Origin of the sequence: Bifidobacterium sp. ESL0798, assembly GCF_029395415.1 — a bacterium.
Lineage (GTDB): Bacteria > Actinomycetota > Actinomycetes > Actinomycetales > Bifidobacteriaceae > Bifidobacterium.
In genome coordinates this window covers 2,029,035-2,053,198 of record NZ_CP113914.1, presented here as the reverse complement: position 1 = coordinate 2,053,198, position 24,164 = coordinate 2,029,035, and the positions used below count along the sequence as shown (strand labels likewise).

The window sequence follows — 24,164 nt, the reverse complement described above, 5'->3', positions numbered from 1 at the left end:
GCTTGCGTGTCGTCATCGTCGTGTTCTGCGCATAACGCGGAGTGGATGGTGATAAATGGGGCTCTGGTGTGTTGTGAGCGTCGCCTTTATCGTATTTCGGGCGAAGAAACATGGTCGACAGCAGTTCCCCGGGTTCCGCGATTGGCCACGGACCCGCGTTCGAGCAACGTACAGCGGATGCGTACTGGATTCGGTGCGTCGAGTGCCGGGATTGCGGCGACGGTTTTCTTGTTGTCGGTCGGGCGCAGATCGCGGTCTTCGATCATCGAGATCAGCTTGCGTGCGCCCCAATAACCCATTTCGTAATGGGGCAGCGCGATGGTGGTCGGTCGCGGCTCGAAGGTCTCCTTGATGATGCGGTTGTTGTCGATGCCGACCACGGAGATGTCGCGGCCAATCTCAAGCCCGCGTTGCGCGGCGCACTGGTAGACGTACCAAGTGCGGGCATCGTTGAAGCAGAAGAAGGCGTCGGGGTGCGCGCGATCGAACAGCTCGGAGACGGCCTTGAGCGCGACGCCGTTGTTGGCCACGCTCGCGATGAGTTCCGGGTCGAAGGGCAGTCCCGCTTCTCTGAGGGCCTTTCGGTAGCCTCTCAGGCGCAGCGGTTCGGCAAGGAGATTTTCGCAGCAGCCGATGTAGGCGATGCGCCTGGCGCCTGATTCGATGAGGTATGTGGTGGCGTCGTAGCCCATGGCGACTTCGTCGGGGACAATGTACGGCACGCTTTCGTCCGATGACGTCGCGTCGATGAGGACGGTTTTTTCGTGGGAAAGAGGCTTGGGGATGCTCGATATTCTGTCGTACATTTTGGCGTAAAGATAGCCGTCCACGCCGTATCGTCTGAGCGCGTCGATCTCGCCGGCTTCGTCGCCTTCGTCGTCCGCGTTGACCAAAAGCATCATGTATCCCAGCTCGCTCGTGGCGTCCTGAGCGCCCAAAATCATCTCTCCGGCGTACGGGGTGGTGGCGATTTCCTCGCTGATGAAGCCGATGGTGCGCGTGTGGCTGGTGCGCAGGGAGCGGGCGAGGGGGTTGGGGCGATATCCCATTTCCTTGGCGATTTTGCGGATATGCTTGGCAAGTTCTTTCTTGACGTGCCCGTTCTCCCGGTGGTTCAGCGCCATTGAGACAGCGGTCACCGATGCTCCCGCCTCTTTGGCTACCTCTTTGATCGTGGTCATGGTTTGTATAATAACGTTCACCCGTGATGCGGCAGGACTGAGGTGTTGCTGAACATCATTGACGAAACTTGGCGTTGGCTGTTAGTCTCGTCCGTGTTCGTTAGGGAATATCAAAGTTATAGAATGATGGTAATTAATTGGTGGAAATGAAAGACGCGACGCAAGTGCAGAAAACTAAGAAATCGTTGAGGGCTGTTTTGGGCGTTGTGATGGTGGCGTTGTTCACCTTGGCGCTTGCCGTTAGCGTCGCTCCCGATCGGGCGCTCGCGGATACCGCGGCAGGGGATGGGCAACTGGCCACAACTGTGCTGGAATCGTTGCCGCTCAAGGGACGCGCGCCCAAAACGGGCTATAAGCGAGCCCAATTCGGTAAGGCCTGGGCCGATGTGGATCGCAACGGTTGCGACACCCGCAACGACATTTTGGGGCGCGACCTCAAAGACAAGAAGTTCAAGGCCAGGACCAAGAATTGCAAGGTGATGTCGGGTACGTTGCAGGACCCGTATACCGGCAAGACGATTCGGTTCAAGCAGGGCAAAAAGACCTCGTCCAAGGTGCAGATCGACCATGTCGTTGCGCTCTCCAACGCCTGGCAGACCGGGGCGCAGCAGATCAGCGCTGGCCAGCGCAAGCAGATGGCCAACGACCCGTATAATCTGCTGGCCGTCGACGGGCCGAGCAACCAGCAGAAAAGCGACGGTGACGCCGCGACTTGGCTGCCGAAGAAGAAGTCTTACCGTTGCTCCTATGTTTCACGCCAGATCGGCGTGAAACACAAGTATGGCCTGTGGGTTACCAAGGCGGAGAAAGCCGCGATGCAACGCGTGCTCGCTTCGTGCCCGACGCAGACGGTGCCGGTCGATAACGGTCCGTTTAAATAAAAACATAAAGACGTAAAAGGTTTTAAAGCAAAATTACGCAAATAGTGCATTTATATATAGGTATTATATTGCCGATCCTTTATGTGAGATTATATACATCTCTTAAAAACGTTGATATTTCAACGTTTTCAGCGTTTGCTAAACAAGTATCATAACTGTATAATTTCTTACGTTAATTCAGCCCCAGTGTTGGGGCAGAAACGATAAGATAGCGATGTTTGAGCATTCCATTTCAATGCTTTTGTAAGTAATTGATTGCTTATGCCTACGCCATCTCACCGATATGAAAGGACAGCTATGAAAGCCGTTGTATTTAAAGCGTATAAGACGTTCCCCTCACTTGAAGAAGTGGACAAGCCGACCCCAGGGCCGGGCGAGGTGCTGCTGAAGGTCGCCGGCGCAGGCTGCTGCCATTCCGATGTTTCGGTGTTCCGCGACTATGACGAGGTCACCGGCGCGCAGACCAAGCCGTCGTTCATCCTCGGCCATGAGACCTCCGGCTGGATCGAAGAGGTCGGCACCGGCGTCACCGGTTTCAACAAGGGCGATGCCTACCTGGTCTACGGCCCCACCGGCTGCGGCCACTGCAAGCGCTGTGTCGCGGGTGAAGAGAACTACTGCGAGAACATGGCCACCAACAAGTCGCTGGCCATCGGCCTCGGACGCGACGGCGGCATGGCCGAGTACATGGTCGTCCCCGCACGCAACCTCGTGCCGCTGGGCGACGCCGACCCGATCGCCGCGGCCCCGCTCGCCGATGCTGCGCTGACTCCGTATCATGCGATCAAGGCTGCGCTGCCTCACCTGCAGGGTGGCGGCAAGTACGCTCTGGTCATCGGTCTGGGCGGCCTGGGCCAGATTGCCATCCAGATTTTGAAAGCCATCACCGGCGCCACCATCATCGCCACCGATATGAAGCCGGAAGCCATGGCCAAGGCCGAGGAAAAGGGCGCCATCACCGTCAAGGGCGATGAGCACGAGGTCGAGAACATCCGCAAGATCACCGGAGGCCACGGCGTTGACGCCGCCTTCGATTTCGTGGGCATCGCGCCGACCATCGCTGCCGCGCAGGCCGCTTCCGCCATCGATTCCCGCGTGACCATCGTGGGCATCGCCGGTGGCAAGGCTGAGTACGACTGGTACAGCAACCCGTGGCAGCAGGAGCTCACCAGCGTCTACTGGGGCTCCATGCCTGAGCTGCACGAGGTCGCCGCGCTCTATCGCGAGGGCCTGATCACCCCCGAAATCGAGACCTATTCGATGGACAACGCGCTCGATGCCTACCACAAGCTGGTCGACGGTAAGCTCTCCAAGCGCGCCGTCGTGGTGCCTCACATGGGTGAGTGAGTGGCAGCGAAAGCAAATATTGTGAGTTAATCGGTCCTGACTGGATTTGATTGAACGAATGGCGGGATGCCCCAAGCGGGTGTCTCGCCATTCGTTGTTTTTCAGCACTTGTGTGGTGTCGGAATTGCTACGCTTGCAACGAGCGATGTTGATAGTGGCGGTCAGGCGCTCTATGATTTGAAGTATTGGTATTGAGTTGTTTGTGAAAGTGGGGAATTGGTATGCTTTGGGCATGGATGCATCTGGTTGTCGGCGTGGTGCTGATCATCGCGGTGGCCGTGGGGCTGCTGGGGCCGGCGAAAATGACGAAGATCTGGGCGATGATTGCCCGAGTCTGCTATATCCTCATTATTTTGAGCGGCGTCGTGCTGATTGTTCACGCCTGGCCGCATATCAGCGTGCTGCTGGTGGTGAAGATCGTGCTTGCGCTCGCGTTGATCGCGCTGGCGGAAATCGGGTTTGCGAAGAAAAGCAAGGATACGGCATCGGCTGTGGCCATCTGGGTACCGATTGTGCTGGTAGTCGTCGTTACGGTGGTCGGCCTCATCGTCTCCCACGGTTTCCCGCTCGTCATGCTGAAGTAAGGCAGGATTTCCGAAAGAAAGAGCCGAATAAATTTCTTAGAGGCGAAACGTCACTGATTGGCGCTTCGCCTTTTTCGTTCCTATTGCATATGTTTCATATGAAGTTTTGCGACGGATTTGGTGAAAATCCATTCAAAAATCATCATAATGGCATGTTTTCCTGTATAAACTGACCGAGGGATCGCTACGGAGCGGTTGTCAGTTGCCGGAGGAACGGGAGAAAAGACATGCGTGTTTGGCGTTGGCTGCATATTATTTCGGCCGTGGTGGCGATGGCCGCGATGATTATCGGCGTGCTCGGGCCGCAAAATATGGTCGAAGTTTGGGCCGGCGTGGCTCGCGTCTGCTATATCGTTTTGATTGTAAGTGCAATCCCCACGATTCCTCACGCCTGGCGCGCGAACTGGCCAATGGCCATCGTCAAAATCGTTGCGGCAATTGGGCTTATCGGTATGTGCGAGGTCGCGTTCGTCCACCGCCTCCACGGTGCTTCGCCGCTGCAGACGCTTTGGATGCCGTTGCTTTTCGGCGTCGCGGTTTTCGCGCTCGGGCTCTGGCTCGCGCGTGGTAAGCACCGCGGAAAGAAGTCGGCGGCCAAATAATCGATGCTATGCGATGATTTTCGACCGCCGGAGCGACCGTTTTCTGGCATCGCGGGCTTTGCTGTGCTGGAAAAGGCTCGCTGACGTTCTCTGAATGGCCGTTTTAACATATTGGCCGCATGACGCTAGAAATCGTTCACTGACAGCGGCCAGATACGAAAGCTCAATGCCCTTATTATTGCGACACGCAAAACTTGACACGCAAATCGAGAAGTGGCTGTATAATAGTGTTCTGTTGCCCCTCTGGCTCAATGGTTAGAGCAGCGTCCTTTTAAGTCGTGGGTTGTGGGTTCGAGTCCCACGGGGGCACGTGCAAGGTACCGTCGTTCGGCGGTGCCTTTTTTTCGTCTGCCTCGCAACTGCAACAGAAGTTTAGATAGAGCAGAAGCCAGCTGTAGTTTAGTTGAATCCGATAATGTTTTCCGCAATATGATAACCCTTGCGGATGATCCAACGACCGAGTGAACCGGGCAGATTGATGGCGCGTGCAGGCAGCTGGCGGCGAACGTCGCGCGAGATTTGCGGCGAAACGGCACGCAGGTTCTCCCAGAGTTCTCGCTTGATCTGGTAGTTCGCGGGGTTGCGGGAGAGGATGAGAAACACGCTCGCGACGACACTCTCGATGGAGAGAAAGTGGATCATATAGCGGTAGAGGCCGTCGGAGACGTTCTTGCGTTCGGGGGTTGCGGCGACCATAGCGCGGTTGACGCGCACCAGCTGGTCCACGCGCCGGATCATCACGTCGGTCTGCACGCTCTGCCCGTCGCGTCCGATGAAATAGTGGTAGAACGGCGTGCTGATGTACATCAGCGATTTGACCCACGGGAACGGCTGGTAGGCGTAGATGAAATCGACATAGAACGTGTGCTCGGGCAGCTGGGTCTGGGCCTTGCGCAGGACATCGGAGCGGAAGATGAGTGCGTGCATGATCATGTATTGTGTGATACCAAAATGCTTGAGATCGTCCCAGCCCAAACGCTTGTCCGCGTCCATCACGTTGTCGAATTTGACGATGTGCTTGCGCTTCTTGCCGACTTTGTCGTAGACATAATCGGTGACGAACAGGTCGATCGGTTCGCTGGCGTTGCGTTGCCGGCGCATGACGTCCATCAGCCGGCCAAGCGAGGCTGCACCCACCCAATCGTCGGCGTCGACGACCTTCAAATACATGCCTTCGGCGTTGGCGATGCCGGTGTTGACCGCGCCGCCATGACCTTTGTTTTTCTGGTGGATGACGTGGATGATTCCGGGTTTTGCTGCGGCGAGGCGATCCGCGAGTTCCGGCGTGCCATCGGACGAGCCGTCATCGACGATCAGCACCTCGATGTCATCGCTGTCGGGGTTTGCGGTTAACGATGAAACACAACGCTCAAGGTAGGTGTCCATATTGAAGGCGGGCACCACGAAGGTGAGCGTTTTTGGGTTTGGATGTGGCATGTTTCCTCGTTTTGGGTATTCGCGGCGTTGGTGCTACGAACAAAAGCCAATTTAGCATGCAAACCCGAGAATGGCAGATGGTTGTGCGTGATTTACGACACTCTGACGATTACGGCGCATGAAAATATCGTTAGTTGAAAATAAATGTTGCTGTTTATTTTTTCATATTTTCAGCGCCATCAGAACTTTCGGCGTCTTCATTGTCGGTATTTGCCTGTGTAGAGGTGCCGGTTCGGTCGCCGGCGTCTGGCTGTGTCTCGTTGCTGTCACCCTCATGTTCCAGATCGCTCTCGAACCGCAGTTTCGGTTTGGCCTCGAGGCGTGAAAGGCCGTACCAGGCAAGGTTGACGATATGCGCGGCGAGCTGTTCCTTGTCGATCTTCTTCTGGTTCGCGGCCCAATACTGGCCGGTGAAGACGGTCATGCCCACCAGCATCTGCGCATAATACGGCACACCTTTGGCTGGCAATTTGTGCTGTTTGAATGCCTTTGTGAGGATTTCCTCGACGCGCAGGCTCACGTCGCCCAACAGCGAGCTGAACGAGCCGGCCGGGTCGGTGGTGGGGGAGTCGCGCACGAGCACGTTGAAACCCTCCGAGTTTTCCTCGATATAGGTGAGCAGAGCCAGGGCCGTGCGCTCCACGATCTGGCGCGGATGGATGTCGCCGGCGGAAAGCGCGTCGATCAGCGTGCTGGTGAGTTTCTGCATCTCGCGGTCCACGATGACGGCATAAAGGCCTTCCTTGCCTCCGAAGTGCTCGTAGACAATGGGTTTCGAGACCTTCGCTGCGGCCGCGATTTCCTCGACGCTCACCGCTTCGTAGCCTTTGGCGGCGAAAAGCCCGCGACCGATGGTGATGAGCTGCTCGCGTCGCTGGTACGAGGTCATTCTGGAAGCATTCGACATAGTTACATTGTAAAGTGTCCGGTTCACAATGCCATCGGTTTTGGGATTTGCGGATAAACAAGCGTATTTCGAAAGCGCTCGCGGGAATATGCGTTCCTGAATCGGCGATGAGGCGTTTTCAATAGCATTGAATGCATTATTGACGGGTTTGAGCTTCTGTGCTGTAGGAAATGATGAAGTGAATTTTAGAACGTTGATATTACAAGGATTTATCATTTGGATATTTCTGATTCGTAGCAGGGAACCGAGAAATCCAGGTTAAAAGGACTTAGTGCTACAAATTCTTATTGATGATTACGGAACCATTACAAATGACACTGCCGAATATCGTCATTGTCTGGAGATTCGAAAAGTTGCAAAAATTCTCTCGTGGATGGGAATGCGTCGGGTCTCGCCAATAATCTTAAAGCATGAGTCTTACTATCAATCCGATGCTTATCGTCGCGGCGCTGGTTGTCGTCGCCGTTGTGCTCATTGCCGTGGCGGTGCTGGTGTCACATTCGCATAAGAAAAATAACGCGAACGCGCAAACTACCAATGTTTCCGAGGACGCAAAAATCGCTGAAACCGGTACATCGAGTGGCACTAAGGATGAGGAATCGTCTGAAACCGCAAAAAGTGCTGGGAAAAATACCGACAAGCCAGGCAAGGCAAAAGCCGGCGAAATGCGAGAAAGTGCGCAGGAATCCGAGGGCAAGAAGACGGCGGAGCCCGATTCGTCTGTGCAAAGTTCTTCTGATGAAGAAACTTCTGTCAAGTCGGATGTCGAAACGCCGGAGCCCAAGGCCTCGCGCGTTGTTCGGCTCAAGGAGAGGCTCAGCAAGTCATCGAATCCGTTCGGCCGTGCGCTCTTCAACATTCTTGCCAAGGACCAGCTTTCCGAATCCGACTGGGAGGACGTCGAAGACACGTTGTTGCTGGCCGATGTTGGCAGCGTTGCCAGCGAAAAGTTGGTGGACGAGCTGCGCAACGACGCCCGTATCACCGGCACCTCAGAGACGAAGGCCGTGCGTGAGGCCTTGCGTTCCAAGCTGATCGACCTGGTCGATTCCCAACCCGACCGCGCGCTCGAGGCCGACAAGCCCGACGCCAAGAAGCCGAGTGTCATCATCATGGTCGGCGTCAACGGCACCGGCAAGACCACGACCGCCGGTAAGCTCGCGCGCCTGTTCGTCTCGGAAGGCAAATCCGTCATGCTCGCCGCAGCCGACACCTTCCGCGCCGCCGCCGCCGACCAGCTTGAGACCTGGGGGCAGAAGGTCGGCGTGCCCGTCGTCCGCAGCGCCAAAGAGGGCGGGGATCCGGCCTCGGTCGCTTTCGACGCCTCCAAGCAGGCCAAGGAGAACGGCACCGACGTGCTGATCATCGATACCGCCGGCCGCCTGCAGAACAAGGCCAACCTGATGGACGAGCTCGGCAAGATTCGCCGTGTGACCGAAAAGAACCTGCCGGTGAGCGAAGTGCTGCTCGTGCTCGACGCAGTTACCGGCCAGAACGGCATGGAGCAGGCCAAGGTCTTCGCGCAGGCCATCGGCATCACCGGCGTGGTGCTCTCCAAGCTCGACGGCTCGGCCAAGGGCGGCATCGTCATCTCCGTGCAGCAGGAGCTCAAGGTACCGGTCAAGCTCGTCGGTCTCGGCGAAGGCCCCGACGATCTCGCCCCCTTCGACCCGGAAGGCTTCGTCGACGGCATTCTCGCCTGAGCCGCAAGAATCGTAAACGTGCGCTAACACAGCAGCCGCATGCCATCCCAAGCGGGTTGCGTGCGGCTGTTGCGTTCTGCTGAGCAGCAGGCCAGCCCAAAGTCGAGCATGCGAGAGAAATCAGCGTTTTAGTCCCGTTTCCTTGATTTTGCTCGCATGTTCGATTGAACATGCGATGCAACTCAGGGTTTAGGGCCGATTCCGCTGATTTTCATCGCAGGTTCGAATCCACAGTATGTGCCACGGACGTGCCGGATGCAAGCGTCAACCGCATCGAGTGCAAGTAACCATTATGTTTCGATAACACCACGAGTTTTACATCGCTGTAATCTCGCGTCAAACTTCTCCTTACGTTCCCCGTGTTTCATAGCCACATACGGTTCAAGGCGCGTCGAGCCCCGGCGCGCACAACAGGCCGGAGGAGAGGAAACGCGACATGGATACAGGAAATGCCGCATGGATGCTGATCGCGGCGTCGCTCGTCTTTCTGATGACGCCCGCGGTGGCGTTCTTCTACGGAGGGATGGTGCGCCGCAAGGCCGTGCTGAACATGCTGATGCTCTCGGCCGGTGCGCTCGCGGTGAGCACCATAGTCTGGGCCTTGTGGGGCTGGTCGATTTCCTGGGGAGGCAAGGATATCGGCGGCATCTTCGGCGAACCGTCCACCGGTTTCCTGCTTGGCGACACGATGAAGGCCGGCAAGGACGGCGTTTTCACCGCCACCGGCCTGACCCCCAACGGCAACAAATATCCGGTGAGCATCGATGTCGCCTTCCAGCTGGCGTTCGCGATGATCACCGTCGCCCTCATTTCCGGGGCGCTCGCGGAACGTATCAAATACAGCACATGGATGATTTTCGTCGCCATCTGGGTCACGCTCGATTACGCACCCATGGCCCACATGGTCTTCAACGGCGGCCTGCTTTCGGCGCACGGCCCGATCTCCAGATTCATCGGCGCGCCCGTCCATGATTTTGCCGGCGGCACCGTCGTTCATATCAATGCGGCCGTGGCGGCGCTGGTCATTGTCCTCTTAATCGGCAAGCGGCGCGACTTCGGCAAAGCCCCGATCCGCCCGCACAACGTTCCCTTCGTCATGCTCGGCGCGTTCCTGCTTTGGTTCGGCTGGTTCGGCTTCAACTCGGGCTCGGCGTTCGCGGCCAACGGTGCCGCCGGCTACGCGTGGGTGAGCACCTCGCTTTGCGCTGCAACGGCGATGCTGAGCTGGGGGTTCACCGAAAAGATTCGCACAGGCCACTACACGGCGGTCGGCGCGGCTTCCGGCATGGTGGCCGGCTTGGTCGGCATCACCCCGGCGGCCGACGTGGTCTCTCCGCTTTGGGCCATGGTCATTGGTGCGATCGTCGGCGTGCTTACCTGCCTGGCATGCGGTCTTAAATTCCGTTTCGGTTACGACGATTCACTGGATGTGGTCGGCGTGCACGGCGTCGGCGGGCTTGCCGGCACCATCCTCGTCGGTTTCTTCGCTCAGGGCGCAGGGTTGTTCGCCGGAGGCAACTGGCGTCAGCTTGCGGTGCAGGTAGTGGTGGCGCTCGCCGCAGTCGTCTATTCCGCCGTGGTCACGTTCGTCATCGCTTTTGCGCTTGAAAAGACCATCGGCTGGAGGGTAGGCGAGAATCAGGAGCTGGCCGGGGTCGACCTTGCCGACCAAGGCGAGAGCGCGTACGATTTTGTAGGTAAGGCCACGGCTCTCCTCAAGGAGATGGAACGATGAAACTGATAACAGCGATTATTCAGCCGGCGAAGTTCGAGGAAGTCCGGGACGCTCTCGCGGCTGCGGGCGTCGAGGGCATGACGGTCAGCGAGGTCAACGGTTGCGGCGAGCAGCACGGCTACACCGAGGTCTATCGCGGTGCGAGTTATTCGGTCAACCTCATCCCCAAGATCCGTGTGGAGGTGGCGGTGCGCGACGCTGATGCCGATACGTTGGTCAACATCATCGTGCGTGCCGCTCGGACGGGTACCATCGGCGATGGCAAGGTATGGGTCGTGCCGCTCGATTCGGTCGTCCGCGTGCGCACCGGCGAAACAGACGTCGACGCGATATAGGAGAGATGAGCTCGGAGCAAGTTGCTGAAAGCATTGGTTTCGTTGCTTGAAAATTAAAGGTTACCAAGGCATCGGTCAGTTGATCGGTGCCTTTTGTGTTGCTGGTATAGAAAAATTCGCTTGCAGTAATAAAACGTTTGATGTTTTATTAGCAATATCACATTTAAATAACACAAAACAGAACATTTTATGTTCAATTGATGTGTTTATACAGTATAAATATGCATCATGAAATATTTGGAAATACCAACAAAATAAATAGTTTTATATAAATAAAGGCGTCGTCAACTATGCTCTTTAAATGAGACAAATATCATACTAATGTTTAAATATGTCTAATTTTTCCTGAATTTGCATGTCTTATGGAACCCGCAGACTGGTATGCGTTTATTTCCTTGCGCAATGTTTAACCGGTAAACGCGCGTATTGCCTGGAACGACAATTTGATGGATTGAACTTGAAAAGAATGACATTTATACGCATGTGCGAATAAATATAAAACTTTAAATTTCGATGTCATCCGATGTTGGGGAGGTGATTGCGATGAAGTCGAACGATTTTATAAATAAACAAATATCTGAAAAGCCGGCCGCAGTCTCGCATTTTGGCCATTTTCTTTTGGCAGTGGCCATCGCAGTGTCGCTGTTGCTGGGAAGTTGTGCGTTGAGCCCGGATATCGCTGCTGCGGTTTCCGGCAATATCAATACGTTCGCGCAAAACGTCGCGGCGCAGGACGTAACGGCGACCCAAAACGTCGCTGAGACACAGGACGGAGTGACGAACCTTGCTTCCGGCAACAACGAGGCTCCTGATGCCGGCAACGATGTGACGATTGACGATTACCCTGCCCTGTGCGTCCAGGACACCACCAGCTCGGTTCCTGCGGACAAACGCGTCGATTGCAAGCCCAAGCTTTACAAGTTCCTTGCCAACAATGACAAGATGCAGGGCGACAATGTCGACGACGAGTTGCGCATGGATTTCGTGCTGCGCATGCCGCACGGTATGGTGAACCCCAACTGCGTGGCTGTATCAGCTATTTCCGATATTGGCGGCAACGGCGACTACAAGAAAAAGTACGCCAACGGAGAGAATCCGAGAATCGACTGCGGCATGCAGATGCTGGTTTCGCTCTCCGGCGCGCCTGGTACCGATCCCGGCACTCAGCTGACGAGTTTCCCGTATCTCAATACCTACGGCGGCGACAGCGACCGTGCTATAGACACGAATGCGCAACAAGCCGCCCTCAAATGGGCGCAGAACGCGGAAGAGCGCTACACCATCCACAATGTTCTGGTTTCCGGCGACTATGATTACCTCACTATCTCCATCGTGGGCAACATCTACTACACCGGCAAGGACTTGGCTTCGGGCAACGTCGGTGGTACCGAGCACGACCAATACATCTACGCCGTAGCGGCGCCGGGCAGACAAATGAACGGGAAAATACCGGACAGCAGCCCCTGGGGTGGAGTGTATTCCTATTCCAAGCTCGATCCGCGCTACGTCACCAATATCAGCGAAGGCGTGCCTTCGTATATGTACACCAGCAGCTGCAATTGGCCGTCGGGAACGGCGGCGCAAAGGGTGCAACAGTGCAATGGCCCGACCGCCCACGTTGGCTTCGACGCGCACCCTGCGTTGTGGAGCGGCGGGCAGGCCAACTGGGGGTTGGTGACCGATTATGGCTTTCCCAGCCAGAAAACCGGCGCGGGCGTCGCCCCAGCCAACTCGTTCTTCGTCTACTGGTACAACATCGGCTATAACTACTTTCCCTGCTCGCAGATTACCTCGTTTTATTACCAATGGCTCGCGTTGAAAGGCGGCAAGGACTGGGTGCCGGTGCAGTCGCTGACCCCGACTGCGCAACGTGTTGACGGACAGCCGCCTTACTCCAATTACGGTGGTAACCAAAGTTATTCGGCATTCAACAGTCCTGATAACGCAGGCAACAATGGCAATCCGAACCACTTGATGGTCATCGGCGCTGGCAAGGATCCGGACAAGCTGCAGGACGCCAAAGGCAACATCGATTTCGGCGCGATACAGAAGAAAGAAGGCCTCGACGGCTATTTCAAGCTCGTGACCTGGCCGATTTCCACCAACCCGGGCGTCAAGGATCAGAACAGCGCCGCAGCCTACGAAAACTGCACCGTGCAGAACACGCCGACCGGCGGACAGACGAGAAGCGTCCATGACGCTTACAATCCGCTCTACAACAACGCCGATCCGACCAAGCCGCTGAGCATCGACTCCAGTTCAACGCAGGAAGAGATCAACAAGCTGGTCGACGTCGGCTGGACCATCGACACCGCATTCGCCAACTACAGCATTCCGCGTCCGGACCGCCCGACGATCAATCCGTTCAACGGCTATGTGCCGACCAGCTCGCGTACCATTACGGGCACGGGCATTCCCGGCGACACAGTCACGGTTTTCGCCGAAGATCAGTCGCATATCATCAACCTCAACAAACCCAACGATCCTGCGACCCGCGGTATCAGAATCGGTTCCGTACCGGTGAACGACAAAGGCGAGTGGTCCATCCAAGACAATCGCGAAATCGATACCAACCTGCAGCACTCCATCCGCTACCATGCCTGGCAAACCGACAGCAACGATTTCAAGATATCTTCGCTCTTCTCAGATGTCGTCCAGGGCAATTTCCTGCTGGAAACGAACAAGAACCCCGAAATCAAGCAGCTCAAGGTGCCGCACACGGTGCGCAACAAGGCCGGTAAAAGCGAGATGCCGGCGGACGCGAAGGTGAGCATCAAGGGGTCTGTGGAATCGCTGCACGCCAATGATTCGCTCAAGCTGTACGCGGTGGCCCAGTCCGGCCCGATTCACCACGACACCGCCACCGGCCAGCCCTACGACGACCCGAACAATCCACAGCCGCCTGCCGATGCGTATCTGTTGAAGGATTTCGGTCCACTCGACTCCGCGCACCTGACGCAGCAGCAGCGCGGGGAGCACTGGTTCACCGATTGGAGCTGGCAGGGGCTCGTGTCGACCTTTATGACGGGCAATAACGCCGGCAAGATTCTCTATACGGTCGTCGCGGTGCTCAAGAACTCGGGCACGGGCGTATTGTCCTTCGGTCAGGTGCGCAACCAACTGATCGACATGTATCCAACCGCGGTCCAAGTCACATCCATCAGTCGTGAAGATGGCATCGACGGCATCGTGACCGATACGGCTCACACCGGCCTCGATCCGACACCGGTCAGCAAGCTCACGGGGATGGAGGGCAACCACGTCACCGTGAGCTGGCCGGATGGCAGCGAAACCAGCATTACCACGGACAAGGACGCGAAATGGCATGTCGATGTTCCGACGTTCATGCCGCCAGGGGAGTTGACTATCACCTCGATGGATCGCGCCGGGATGCTGGACTTCGTCTACAACATCAATACGCTCGCTGAGATCTCCGGCAACGAGCCAGGCAATCAGTCGGATGCGATAACCGCCGAGTTGAGCGAGCCGGAACCTGTTTCCGCGTTGCCGTTCACCGGTTGGCGGCGTTGGTGGCTGCTGGTCGTCGCGGCCGTGGTAGCGCTTGCCAGCGCGGCGGGATACGTCTACCTGACCCGATTCAAAAAGAAGGTCGGGGCGCACGCCAAGCGATGAGTTCTCGTCATCGGTATTTAAAGATTTGACCTGACGAAACCTTTGAGAACAAAGGCGACAAGGGCCGATAACCAATATCCGTACCAAATGAGGAAAGAAAGACAAGGTATATGAGTTTCAAAACCACCATGCACAAGCTTGCCGGGGCTGCGCTCGCCGCTGCCACGTTGCTGGCTTTGGCACCGTTGGGTGCCGCAAACGCAGCAGGGGACGGGGCGATTTCCGTGCCGGCCGCCGTTGCGGGATCGTATACGGGCGAGAACATCACCATTCAAGGTGACAAATCCATGATTGCCAACCACAAGTTCAAGGTCGTGCGTATCGGTACGTATGTGAACGCCAAAGGCACTGTGAACGAGGATGGCAACACGGGCGTGCTGAACGCCGTGTCCGTCGGCACCGACCCGCAAATCGGAGCCGAAACCGAAACCGCGTTGAAAGCCGTCAAAGGCGGCGATACGGACGTGCATTATCAGGGCAATCCCGTTGGCGAGGTCGCAGCCAAGTGGCTCGGCTTCGCGGGCCAGGCGAACGGCGATACCGCCAACGAGGACACGACTTCCAACAATGGCAGCGCTGGCCAGGCCTGGGACGGCAAGTTGCGCCAGTTCGTCAGCAACGTCTTTTACAGCGCGAAGTTCACGAGTCTGCTGGGTGCGGCTGAGGCAAAGTCCGCTGCCCCTTCCGATTCTGGCAACAAGATGACCATGACCATTTCCGGCCTGTTACCGGGTATCTATATGGTCGATGACGTCACCGGCGAGGCGGACGTGACCGGCAAAGCCGGTTCAACCGACCCGACGACTGTCGGCAACTCCATCCCGATGCTCGTGGGCACCGGCATCACTTCTGGCGGCGTGACCTACAACAAGATTGGCTCCGCGGGCGAGACGCTCGGCTTGGTCGATATGAAGAACGACGCACCGACGGTCAGCAAGGAGCTTGACGCCTCCCAGCACAACAACGCTTCCATCGGCGGCGAACTGCACTACAAACTCACCGGCAGTGTCCCGCTGACCACCGGTTTCCGCCATTACATCTACACCATGGTCGATCGTCCTTCCGGGCTTGGCCTGCATTATGTCGCAAATTCCGAGAAAGTGATGGTCGGCACCACCCAGCTTAATGCCGGTAAAGGCGATTACAAGGTCACCCCGCACGCCGCAGCCAACGGCCAGTTCCAGAACATTGATGGCGACGACTCCACCGATTACGTGGTCTTCGACCTTTCGCCGAGCATCATGAAGTTCCATTATCGCGACTCGATAGTCATCACCTACACGATGTCGATTACGGACGATGCCGACGGCGGCCCGCTCGGCAACGGTGTGAAGCTGAGCTATTCGAACGATATCAACAATCAGCCCACCACCACGGATTCGAACGGATCCACCGCGGCCACCATCGACCCTTCCACCGGTAATGTGGCTGGAGGCGCCGGCAACGGTTCCGTCTCCTCCAACGCCACCAGCCCGCAGAACCCTGCCTCCCTCGCAAGTTTCCGCAAGTTCTCGGTGATCACCAAGCCCAAAGTGGCGTGGGACGCGGCCAAGGACGAAAAGGAGCAGGACGCCATCGCCGGGTTGAAGGGTGTGAAGTACGAGCTATCTGCCGCTGCCTCGGCTTCTCAGGCCAAGTCCGGTGAAGCGTCTGCCTCTGATGGTGCGCTCAAGTTCATCAAGTTGGGCGACGGGCATTATAAAAAGGTTGCGGCTCAGAACGCCGGCAACACGACCTTCGTCAAGGATCTTGAAGTCGGTTCCGACGGCATACTCACCTTCGACGGCTTGGGCGAAGGTGATTACTCTGTCAAGGAGGTCACCCGTCCGGCCGGCTACTCCGACACCTTCATGCCTACGTTCAAGGTGCATGTCAAGGCTGACGCGGCCGATGCCGCGAAGTCCTCGTATACCAACGAAAGCGACACCTGGCATTTGGTCGAAGCACATGCCACGACGGTTTCGAGCGAAAAGCCGATTGTTGTTTTGGCCATCACTTCGATCTCGCAGCTCCCGCTGACCGGTGGCGCGGGTATTGTCCTCGCGCTGCTCGTCATCGTGCTATTGATGGTGGCAACTGCCATGCTGGTCTTCGTCCGCCGTCGCTTGCGCGAGGAGTAAAACTCGACGGAGAGCCGAAGTCATCGTATTCCGATGATTCCTGGCTCGTGATATCGGCATAAACGTTAAGAGCGCAGCGCGGAACTGCATAATTGAACAAATTGGGGCTTCCGTGCTGCGTACTCGTTGTATCTGCCAATTCGGAAAATCGACTCGTTGGAACTCCAATGAGTCTCGAATGAGTAATATCGCAGGCGATAGCATGGAAGTTCAGATTGACCAGGATGTTGCTTCAGTGCTCGGTTTTCGTGAAGTATTGTCGTAAAAGGCAGCACGGAACGAAAAATCGATTGAAAAGTTATCTTTGTGCTGCGATTTGGCGAATATTTCGGGAATTCAAAAGCACGGAACTGCGAATGAATCACGAATGTTGCTTCAATGCTGCATTTTAGATTCTCATAATTTTCAGATAGCCGAGAATTGTTAAAATTCCAACGTTTCTCAAATTTACAGATTCCCTGTTCATAGCACGGAATATGAAAATGCCAGCGATATGCGTTGAATGCTGAGTTTCAGTGCCAAATTCTCGATTTTTCAAACCGATTACTTTATATTCATCCACCAAGCAGTCAGGTATTGGAGGCCGAACTTGCAATTTAGCGATTTCGGTGCGATTCTGCGCGGAGAAACTACTCAGACAAGCCGCTCCCGCAAGATTGCCATGCGTATCGTCGACGTGCTGCTGGTGTGCTGTGCCGTTTCGCTGGTCGTTGCCATCGCGTGGTTCCCGACGGTTTGGACGATTCAGACGTATCGGCAGAGCAGACTTGTCGACGATTCCGTCAGTCGCGTCGAGCGCTGGCCGCAGGGCAAGGCCGTCGGCGAATATCATCGCGCGCAAGCCTATAACCGGCATATAGCAGCTTCCGGCCAGAAGACGTTGGGGGAGTTTGCCGATCCGTTTGCGAATGATGAATTTTCGGGTTCGTCCTCAGCCAAGCCGAAAACGCAAAGTGATGATGATGGTGAATACCAGAGTCTCCTGAACGTCGGCGACGGAGTGATGGGCAATGTGCGCATTCCCAAGATTTCGGTGAAGATGCCGATCTACCATGGCACCTCCGATGAAGTGCTGCTCCATGGCGCGGGCCATCTTTACGGCACGAGCCTGCCGGTCGGCGGCAAATCAACGAATGCTGTGTTAAGCGGCCATCGCGGCCTGAGCAGCGCTTTGCTATTCACCCGCCTCGACGAACTCAAGCGAGGTGACATCTTCTATGTCCAGACGCTGGGCCGCACGATGGGCTATCGCGTCACCGGCATCCACGTCATCGACCCGCAAGATACTCGCTTTTACCGTGTGGTTCCCGGCCGCGATTTGGTGACGCTGATGACCTGCACGCCCTACGGCGTCAACACCCAGCGTCTCGTCATCACCGGCACCCGCCAACCCATCCCGGACCCGATTCCCGACCCCAACAACGCCAAGGGAGATCCCATGCTCATCGCCATCCTCGTTGCCCTGGCCGTCCTCGTCGTAGGCCTAATCGTCATAAAACTGTCGCGTCGCAGCCTCATTCCGGCTCATCATCGTCGTGTGAATCCCTTCTTCCGGAAAATGAAAAAGCACAACAAGTCTGCAATCGATCCGGAGGATATTCTTTATTGATTATGGGCGGGAAGGTTTCATCAGTTGCGAACATATCTCTAACGAAGTGACCAATCAGTGCTGTTCTGATGGGATCAAGCTAATGAAGATGCAGGCCAGAATCATCGGCGTCGAGCCCACATTTACGACCGTTTTTGGCATAACCTAAGAAAGATGACTACACCGTTTTGTGGCATAAAAAAATCCCGGAAACCTTGATATTCAAGGCTTCCGGGTTACTGGCGGAGAATACGAGATTCGAACTCGTGAGGCTGTTACACCAACACGCTTTCCAAGCGTGCGCCATAGACCACTAGGCGAATTCTCCAGCATGCATATTACCAAGCCTGCAAGCAGACTCCATAACACACAACTTAACTAAAATACCATGAGCCCGCGAGGTTTGCAAGCAATTTTGGTGTCGGCGTGGCGGTTGGAGGTTTGGCCGGTTGCGTTGAACGTAAATATCGTGAGATAGCGAGACGTTGAAGTGCGTTGAGAATAAAAGCGAAGGTTTTGTCTGCAAAGTAACGGACATTGTCGATTCGCAAAAATTGCCTGCCCGGCTGCCAAACCGTTATGAACGAACAACGGCACGTTCCGGAACCGAAAATCAGCTCGAAACGTGCCGTCGCTATTACAGATATTAAATGAGATTGAAAATTACTTACTTTCAGTCTTCCTTGAACTTGATGTCGAAGTTGCGCTCATAGTGCAGGAACATCGTGGCGCCGTAACGGTCGACATCGCGGTGGGTGAAGAGCATACGGATCGCAAACGCGGTCTGGGCGTCGTAAGGCAGGGACTTGAAAGCCGCGTGCGCGTCCCAGTTCGGCGGCGCGATGGCCTTGTCGGGGACGTAAGCATAGCCGTAGCCGTCCTCGTCGATATAGCCCATAAACGGCAAATCCCAAGCGTTATGGTCGGTCAGTTCCTTCTTGAAATCTTCGACTTTGGCAAGGGCGTCGTCCCCGATGCCGAATTTGCGGGCTACCTTGTTGGCTTCTGCGGTTTTCTCGGCTGCTGTTTGGCCGTACAGCCCCGGATCGACGACGATGGTTTTGTCATCTGCCATGATGCATTCCTTTCCTATCGACTTAATTGTCAATAGACACAAGTTATTGTGTTTGACGGATGTTATAGTGAACACCGTTTTTATGCGAATAACTCATTCATTTTTTCCGACACTTTGACGTGCCGACTCATTCAGTGTAGCACATGACAATTGGCGTGAGATTCTGTGTTTTGTGGAATTTGCCGAGGTGGTACTTATTTGCCATAATTCCGACAAAATATAATCAATTGGTGGTTTAGGGCTTGGAAAATGTGTTGAAAATAACATTTAGAATGTTCTGTTTTTGGATTTACCGAAGTTGGACAGCATGCTGGGATTGCCACTAATCAAACGCGTCCGGCAGAGTCTAAGACGAAATATAAGAGGATGATTCCTGCTCAACTGCGATTAACTGTTATGATTTCGCTAATATTTCTGCCGTTTACCCGCCTTTTTTATCAACGGCATTACCATTGCATTAGATTGGACAGATTTGCCCTTATCGAAGGGGCAACGTCCGTTTTGTCGGCTAAAAGAATGAAATGAAAGCAAAAAGGTGCTAAACATGTCGAGTCGGGAGCCATTGCGGGATGTGTATAGGACGGATACGGGCAAGCCGGATTCTCGATTGACGTCGACTTATATGAACGTGAAGGGCAAGAAGATGAAGAACAAGCTAGTGGGCCCGGTTACCAAACTTGTGGCTGTGTTGGCGGTTCCGGCGCTGGGATTGGCACTGACTGCGGTTCCGGCGCTGGCGGCGAGCGACACGAACCTGAGCGGTTTCGACCAGGCCGGTTTCGGCTCCGCTACATCTAGTGCATCCAACGGTGGGCAGCAGAGCGGATTCGGCACCAAGACCATCGGCAACCAGAAGGTGTCGCCGGCGGCCGATACGTCGAACGATGCCATGCCCGATAATCCAAGCCAGAAGCTGCCGGACAAGGTCAGCGCGGCCGTGCCAGACGACGCGACGGTGGTTTCCAAGGATCTGGCCGTGACCAAGGACGGCCAGATCAAGAATCTAGAAACCGGCAAACCCGTCACCGACCCGAAGTTGGTCGGTACACAAGATACTCCGCCTGACCCGTTGGCCAAAACGGATGGCAAGAAATTTATTCCGGTAGAAGCCAGTGAAGTAAAGCGGTCCGTGCAAAAGAACGGCGGTGACGCCAATGCAACGGATAGCGATGACAGTACCAATGGCAGCAATGCCTCTTCGCCGTCTTCCAAAGTGAGCGGTGCCGCAGACATCGAAACCGGAAAGAAAGCAGTCTCTGGGAGTGTTCACAATGTTGCGTTGGAAAACAACCAATACGGAGCTTACTGGGGCAGCTATAACGGCACTCAGGCGTTCTTCGAGCGGGGCGGCAATCTTTTCGCCCAGCAGGCGAAAGGCGTGGTCGATGTCTCCGAGCACAACGGCACCATCGATTGGCAAGCCGCCAAAAATGCAGGTGTTGAGGGTGCCATTATTCGCCTTTCATATGGTTGGTACAACCGGTACGATTATCAGGCTTTACGCAATATTAGCGAATGCAAGCGTTTGGGTATCCCGTTTGGCGTCTATATCTATTCCTATGCATATGACAGCAATTGTGCATGGGGCGAAGGTGATGATACCGCCAAAAAGCTTTACTATGCTGGCGTGAGTCCAGGAGATTTAAGCTATCCGGTCTTTTATGATCTTGAGAACTGGACCTGGACCGGTCATACCCCGCCTACTAATCCCGGAGTTTATGACGACATCGTCAACAAATGGTGGAGCCGCATGCAGCAGAGTGGCTACAACAACCTGTCTGTATACTCCTATACCTCGTATCTCAATGGTCCGCTCAATTCATACAACATTCGTAGCAGCACACGTTGGGTTGCCAGTTATGGAGCGCGCACAGGCTTCGGTTTCTCTACTAACGATCGTGGCTGGCAATACTCCGATAACGGGTGGGTCAATGGTATCGGCAACGTTGATCACAACGCTTTCGGCAATTATTACTATTCAACAAGCGGCATGGGCCAACCTGCAGCAATCGAATTTGATGGGACTCCGTTGTCGTCGTTGGGCACGCAGGTGAGGGATATCCGTGAGGGTGATTATCGCATCGCTTCGGCGTACAGCGGTTTGTATCTGGATGTGAACGGGGCGTCGCGTTCTGAGGGCGCTCGTCTGATCACGTGTATCCTCAACGGCGGGGCGAACCAGGTGTTCCATATCCGTCCGGTGGGCGACGGGTCGTATACGATTTCTCCGACGCATTCCGGTCTTATGGTGGATGCTTCGGGCCCGTCGTTCGTCAACGGGACGGTGGTCGCTCAGTACCGCGGCAACGGCGGTGGCAACCAGCGTTGGCGTTTCTACCGTAACGGGCAGGGGCGGATGCTGATCGAGTCGGTGTATGGCGGCTCGCATAACAAGGTGCTGCAGATTCATGGTCTGAACCCGAACCCGCTGGGGCAGATTGACGTGTGGTCTGCCGACGGCGGCCCCAACCAACAATTCAGCCTCGAACTCGTAGATTTTGATGGGACTCCGTTGTCGTCGTTGGGCACGCAGGTGAGGGATATCCGTGAGGGTGATTATCGCATCGCTTCGGCGTACAGCGGTTTGTATCTGGATGTGAACGGGGCGTCGCGTTCTGAGGGCGCTCGTCTGATCACGTGTATCCTCAACGGCGGGGCGAACCAGGTGTTCCATATCCGTCCGGTGGGCGACGGGTCGTATACGATTTCTCCGACGCATTCCGGTCTTATGGTGGATGCTTCGGGCCCGTCGTTCGTCAACGGGACGGTGGTCGCTCAGTACCGCGGCAACGGCGGTGGCAACCAGCGTTGGCGTTTCTACCGTAACGGGCAGGGGCGGATGCTGATCGAGTCGGTGTATGGCGGCTCGCATAACAAGGTGCTGCAGATTCATGGTCTGAACCCGAACCCGCTGGGGCAGATTGACGTGTGGTCTGCCGACGGCGGCCCCAACCAACAATTCAGCCTCGAACGTCTTTAGAAGAGAACAACATATTTATTTGATATAGTCTTAAGTTGTATGGTTTTTCGCCATGCAACTTATTCATTTCATGAAAGAAACAGCTATGCATCGAATGGAATCCTGGCTACGCAATCATATGTTTTTGGCTGCGGGGGCCGTCCTATTGGCTGTTCTATTGGTGGTTCCTTTAACCCGGACTACTGCAATCAGCCTATCCGGTTTGATTATTTTTTATGCGCTGATTGCGTTTATCGTGTCTCGAACTTCCACTTGGCAGGTTTTGAAGTCAACCTCTTCCATCGACAAGATCTCACTTATCTTGGTTTCTGCAGTATTCCTGGTATTCGGAGGGTGGTATTTTACCCGTTATCACTTCATTCCGATTTGGGATAATGCTTTCTATTGGATGGCGACTCTCAGTTTTAATAACACATTATTCAGCATCCCCCACGACACCATTGTGCAGATGTTCGATTCCGTTAATAAATCGGACTACAATCAGCTTCTTTGTTGGGTGATGTCGTTCCCTGTTCATCTTTTTCCTAACTGGACAGGGACTTTCTTCACTGAATTGATATTGGCTGTTATTCCTGCTTCGTTACTAATGGCAGCGTTTTTGTGGGATAAAGTAGATGTTTTTCTTGGTCCCAATAAAAAGCCGTTGCCGATGTGGGTTTTTTATCTGCTGGTTCTGCTGACTCCGGTTGCGCTACGGCCCGTATTCAGCGGCTATCTGGATGGAATGGGCTTCCTCCTCTTTGTCGCCTTATTTGTGAGCCTTTTTGATAGCGATTTGCCCAACCGTCGTTTTGGCGCTATCGCTATAGGGCTGGGCTTGTGCTGCGTTTTCTTGATTCGCCGTTGGTTCGTCTTCGGTGTTATAGGACTGGCTGTCTCAGTAGTCATTTATTGGGTCTGCCAGATTATTCGGTCCAAGGCTCAGGACCGTCTCTTGTTATTCAAAAAACTCGTGTTACGGGCCATTACCATTGCTGTGGCTCTTTTTGCTCCTGTTCTGCTGTTTTTCCAGGGATTCCTGAATCGATCCTTCGGCGGTGATTATTCCCAGTCCTATCATTCTTGGACACTATTCAATTCTTATAGTGCGAAATTCGCTAATCTTTTTGAAGAGTTTGGTTGGCTCTGGTTTGCGCTGTCGTTGATTTCAATAGCCGTCATAGCATGGATGTATCTCAAAAAGTCTCAAGTGGCTGAGGGCCTTGATTTTGCGGGTCTGGCAATGCTCGTGATTTCTTCCTACGTCGGTGTTCTTGCGTCATTGCTGGTCTTCTGGCGTATTCAGGACTTCAGCCCCCAGCATTGGTATATTGTCATACCTGGCCTGTGGATTGCCGTTCTGCTGCCTCTGCTTCTGGCTTTCTCGATTCCCGTGTTGGTGTCGAGACGTGCGATAACCGGCACAATCGCAGTTGTCCTTTCGATTGCCAATTGCGCGACAGGTCTTTCTGCAGTGTCGGCTCCAGGAATATTGGGAAAGGTCATGAACGCTCCGATTCAGACTCCTTTTGTCCAATCGGATGTCGAGCAAAAAAGCGCTTTTGTCGAGTATTTGAAACAAAAAACGCAGGGAACCGATATGGTGTATTTCGCGGCGGCAAGCTCTGATCTCAATTCCACGCTTCCGCAAACGTATTTCCTGCCTTATGCTTATATCCAGCCGTTCCCGGTTGCCTCTGCCGATGTCGATTCACGCGATGGCTTCAACACGCAATTCTTCGATTCAAAATACGTGGTCACTTCGAGTCCTGTTTCGGTGCATATGACCAAGAAGAACGAGCGTGTGGTGTGCGAGTTGAATGCTTTGGTTCGCGATAAGTCGAGTTATCTGGGCCGGCACTATAAGCAAGACCGTTCTTTCCAATTCAGCAAGAAAACGACCGTTACGGTGTACGAAAAGATTTCCCCGATTGAGAAGGATGACGTCGTTCGGTTGCAGCAGTATTTCACGAGAATCTATCCGGGTAGTAATAAACTCTTTAAGGACAGGTTTGATGAATATCTGCATGCGATGGATAAGAATAAAACGGCTGCCATTGGATGATTCCAAGTGGCT

15 protein-coding genes, 2 tRNA genes and 1 pseudogene are annotated in these 24,164 nt (G+C 54.9%); 13 read left to right on the top strand and 5 right to left on the bottom strand.

What is annotated here, in order from left to right; all coding sequences use genetic code 11:
* Window positions 1–86 precede the first annotated feature (86 nt).
* Entirely contained in the window at window positions 87–1,181 is a 1,095-nt protein-coding gene (locus tag OZX74_RS08425; RefSeq protein WP_277156463.1) for a LacI family DNA-binding transcriptional regulator, read from the bottom strand.
* Between the two features lie 227 nt (window positions 1,182–1,408).
* Here OZX74_RS08425 and OZX74_RS08420 point away from each other — a divergent pair.
* The 5 genes and pseudogenes from OZX74_RS08420 to OZX74_RS08400 all read left to right on the top strand — a co-directional run.
* Window positions 1,409–2,050: pseudogene (locus tag OZX74_RS08420) on the top strand (HNH endonuclease family protein); the annotation flags it as partial.
* A 309-nt stretch (window positions 2,051–2,359) separates the two neighbouring features.
* Window positions 2,360–3,409: an NAD(P)-dependent alcohol dehydrogenase gene (locus OZX74_RS08415; RefSeq protein WP_277156462.1), complete on the top strand. Its 1,050-nt coding sequence runs from the start codon at window positions 2,360–2,362 to the stop codon at window positions 3,407–3,409.
* Between the two features lie 221 nt (window positions 3,410–3,630).
* Window positions 3,631–3,993, top strand: coding sequence for a DUF1516 family protein (locus OZX74_RS08410; protein ID WP_277156461.1), 363 nt, complete (start codon window positions 3,631–3,633; stop codon window positions 3,991–3,993).
* 227 nt (window positions 3,994–4,220) lie between these two features.
* Window positions 4,221–4,595, top strand: coding sequence for a DUF1516 family protein (locus OZX74_RS08405; RefSeq protein ID WP_277156460.1), 375 nt, complete (start codon window positions 4,221–4,223; stop codon window positions 4,593–4,595).
* Window positions 4,596–4,832: 237 nt separating this feature from the next.
* Window positions 4,833–4,904: transfer RNA gene (locus tag OZX74_RS08400), tRNA-Lys, on the top strand.
* Window positions 4,905–4,994: 90 nt separating this feature from the next.
* On the opposite strand, the gene OZX74_RS08395 is transcribed toward OZX74_RS08400, so the two are convergent.
* The gene (locus OZX74_RS08395; RefSeq protein WP_277156459.1) at window positions 4,995–6,032 is read right to left on the bottom strand and encodes a glycosyltransferase family 2 protein; all 1,038 of its coding nucleotides are present in this window, start codon (window positions 6,030–6,032) and stop codon (window positions 4,995–4,997) included.
* Between the two features lie 154 nt (window positions 6,033–6,186).
* On the bottom strand, window positions 6,187–6,939 hold the full coding sequence (locus OZX74_RS08390; RefSeq protein ID WP_277156458.1) for a TetR/AcrR family transcriptional regulator: 753 nt from the start codon (window positions 6,937–6,939) through the stop codon (window positions 6,187–6,189).
* A 410-nt stretch (window positions 6,940–7,349) separates the two neighbouring features.
* Here OZX74_RS08390 and ftsY point away from each other — a divergent pair, with 410 nt between their 5' ends.
* From ftsY to OZX74_RS08360, 6 genes are all read left to right on the top strand, one after another.
* A complete protein-coding gene (gene ftsY / locus OZX74_RS08385) occupies window positions 7,350–8,642 on the top strand; it encodes a signal recognition particle-docking protein FtsY (RefSeq protein WP_277156457.1) in 1,293 nt (430 codons plus the stop codon).
* 436 nt (window positions 8,643–9,078) lie between these two features.
* Window positions 9,079–10,377: an ammonium transporter gene (locus OZX74_RS08380; protein ID WP_277156456.1), complete on the top strand. Its 1,299-nt coding sequence runs from the start codon at window positions 9,079–9,081 to the stop codon at window positions 10,375–10,377.
* Window positions 10,374–10,712, top strand: coding sequence for a P-II family nitrogen regulator (locus OZX74_RS08375; RefSeq protein ID WP_277156455.1), 339 nt, complete (start codon window positions 10,374–10,376; stop codon window positions 10,710–10,712). The genes OZX74_RS08380 and OZX74_RS08375 overlap by 4 nt, the downstream gene beginning before the upstream one ends.
* Before the next feature lie 543 nt (window positions 10,713–11,255).
* Complete coding sequence (locus tag OZX74_RS08370) at window positions 11,256–14,345, top strand: hypothetical protein (protein WP_277156454.1); 3,090 nt, start codon at window positions 11,256–11,258, stop codon at window positions 14,343–14,345.
* Window positions 14,346–14,455: 110 nt separating this feature from the next.
* Window positions 14,456–16,465, top strand: coding sequence for an isopeptide-forming domain-containing fimbrial protein (locus tag OZX74_RS08365; RefSeq protein WP_277156453.1), 2,010 nt, complete (start codon window positions 14,456–14,458; stop codon window positions 16,463–16,465).
* 589 nt (window positions 16,466–17,054) lie between these two features.
* Window positions 17,055–18,074, top strand: a complete 1,020-nt coding sequence (locus OZX74_RS08360) for a class C sortase (protein ID WP_277156452.1) — start codon at window positions 17,055–17,057, stop codon at window positions 18,072–18,074.
* 219 nt (window positions 18,075–18,293) lie between these two features.
* Here the strand turns inward: OZX74_RS08360 and OZX74_RS08355 are convergent.
* Together OZX74_RS08355 and OZX74_RS08350 are read right to left on the bottom strand one after the other, a co-directional pair.
* Window positions 18,294–18,381: transfer RNA gene (locus tag OZX74_RS08355), tRNA-Ser, on the bottom strand.
* A gap of 345 nt (window positions 18,382–18,726) precedes the next feature.
* A complete protein-coding gene (locus tag OZX74_RS08350) occupies window positions 18,727–19,128 on the bottom strand; it encodes a glycerophosphodiester phosphodiesterase (RefSeq protein WP_277156451.1) in 402 nt (133 codons plus the stop codon).
* Window positions 19,129–20,017: 889 nt separating this feature from the next.
* Here OZX74_RS08350 and OZX74_RS08345 point away from each other — a divergent pair.
* On the top strand, window positions 20,018–22,108 hold the full coding sequence (locus OZX74_RS08345; RefSeq protein WP_277157480.1) for an RICIN domain-containing protein: 2,091 nt from the start codon (window positions 20,018–20,020) through the stop codon (window positions 22,106–22,108).
* Window positions 22,109–22,160: 52 nt separating this feature from the next.
* Window positions 22,161–24,152 carry a hypothetical protein gene (locus tag OZX74_RS08340; RefSeq protein WP_277156450.1) on the top strand — a complete coding sequence of 664 codons (1,992 nt, stop codon included), beginning with the start codon at window positions 22,161–22,163 and terminating at the stop codon, window positions 24,150–24,152.
* The last annotated feature ends 12 nt before the right edge of the window (window positions 24,153–24,164 follow it).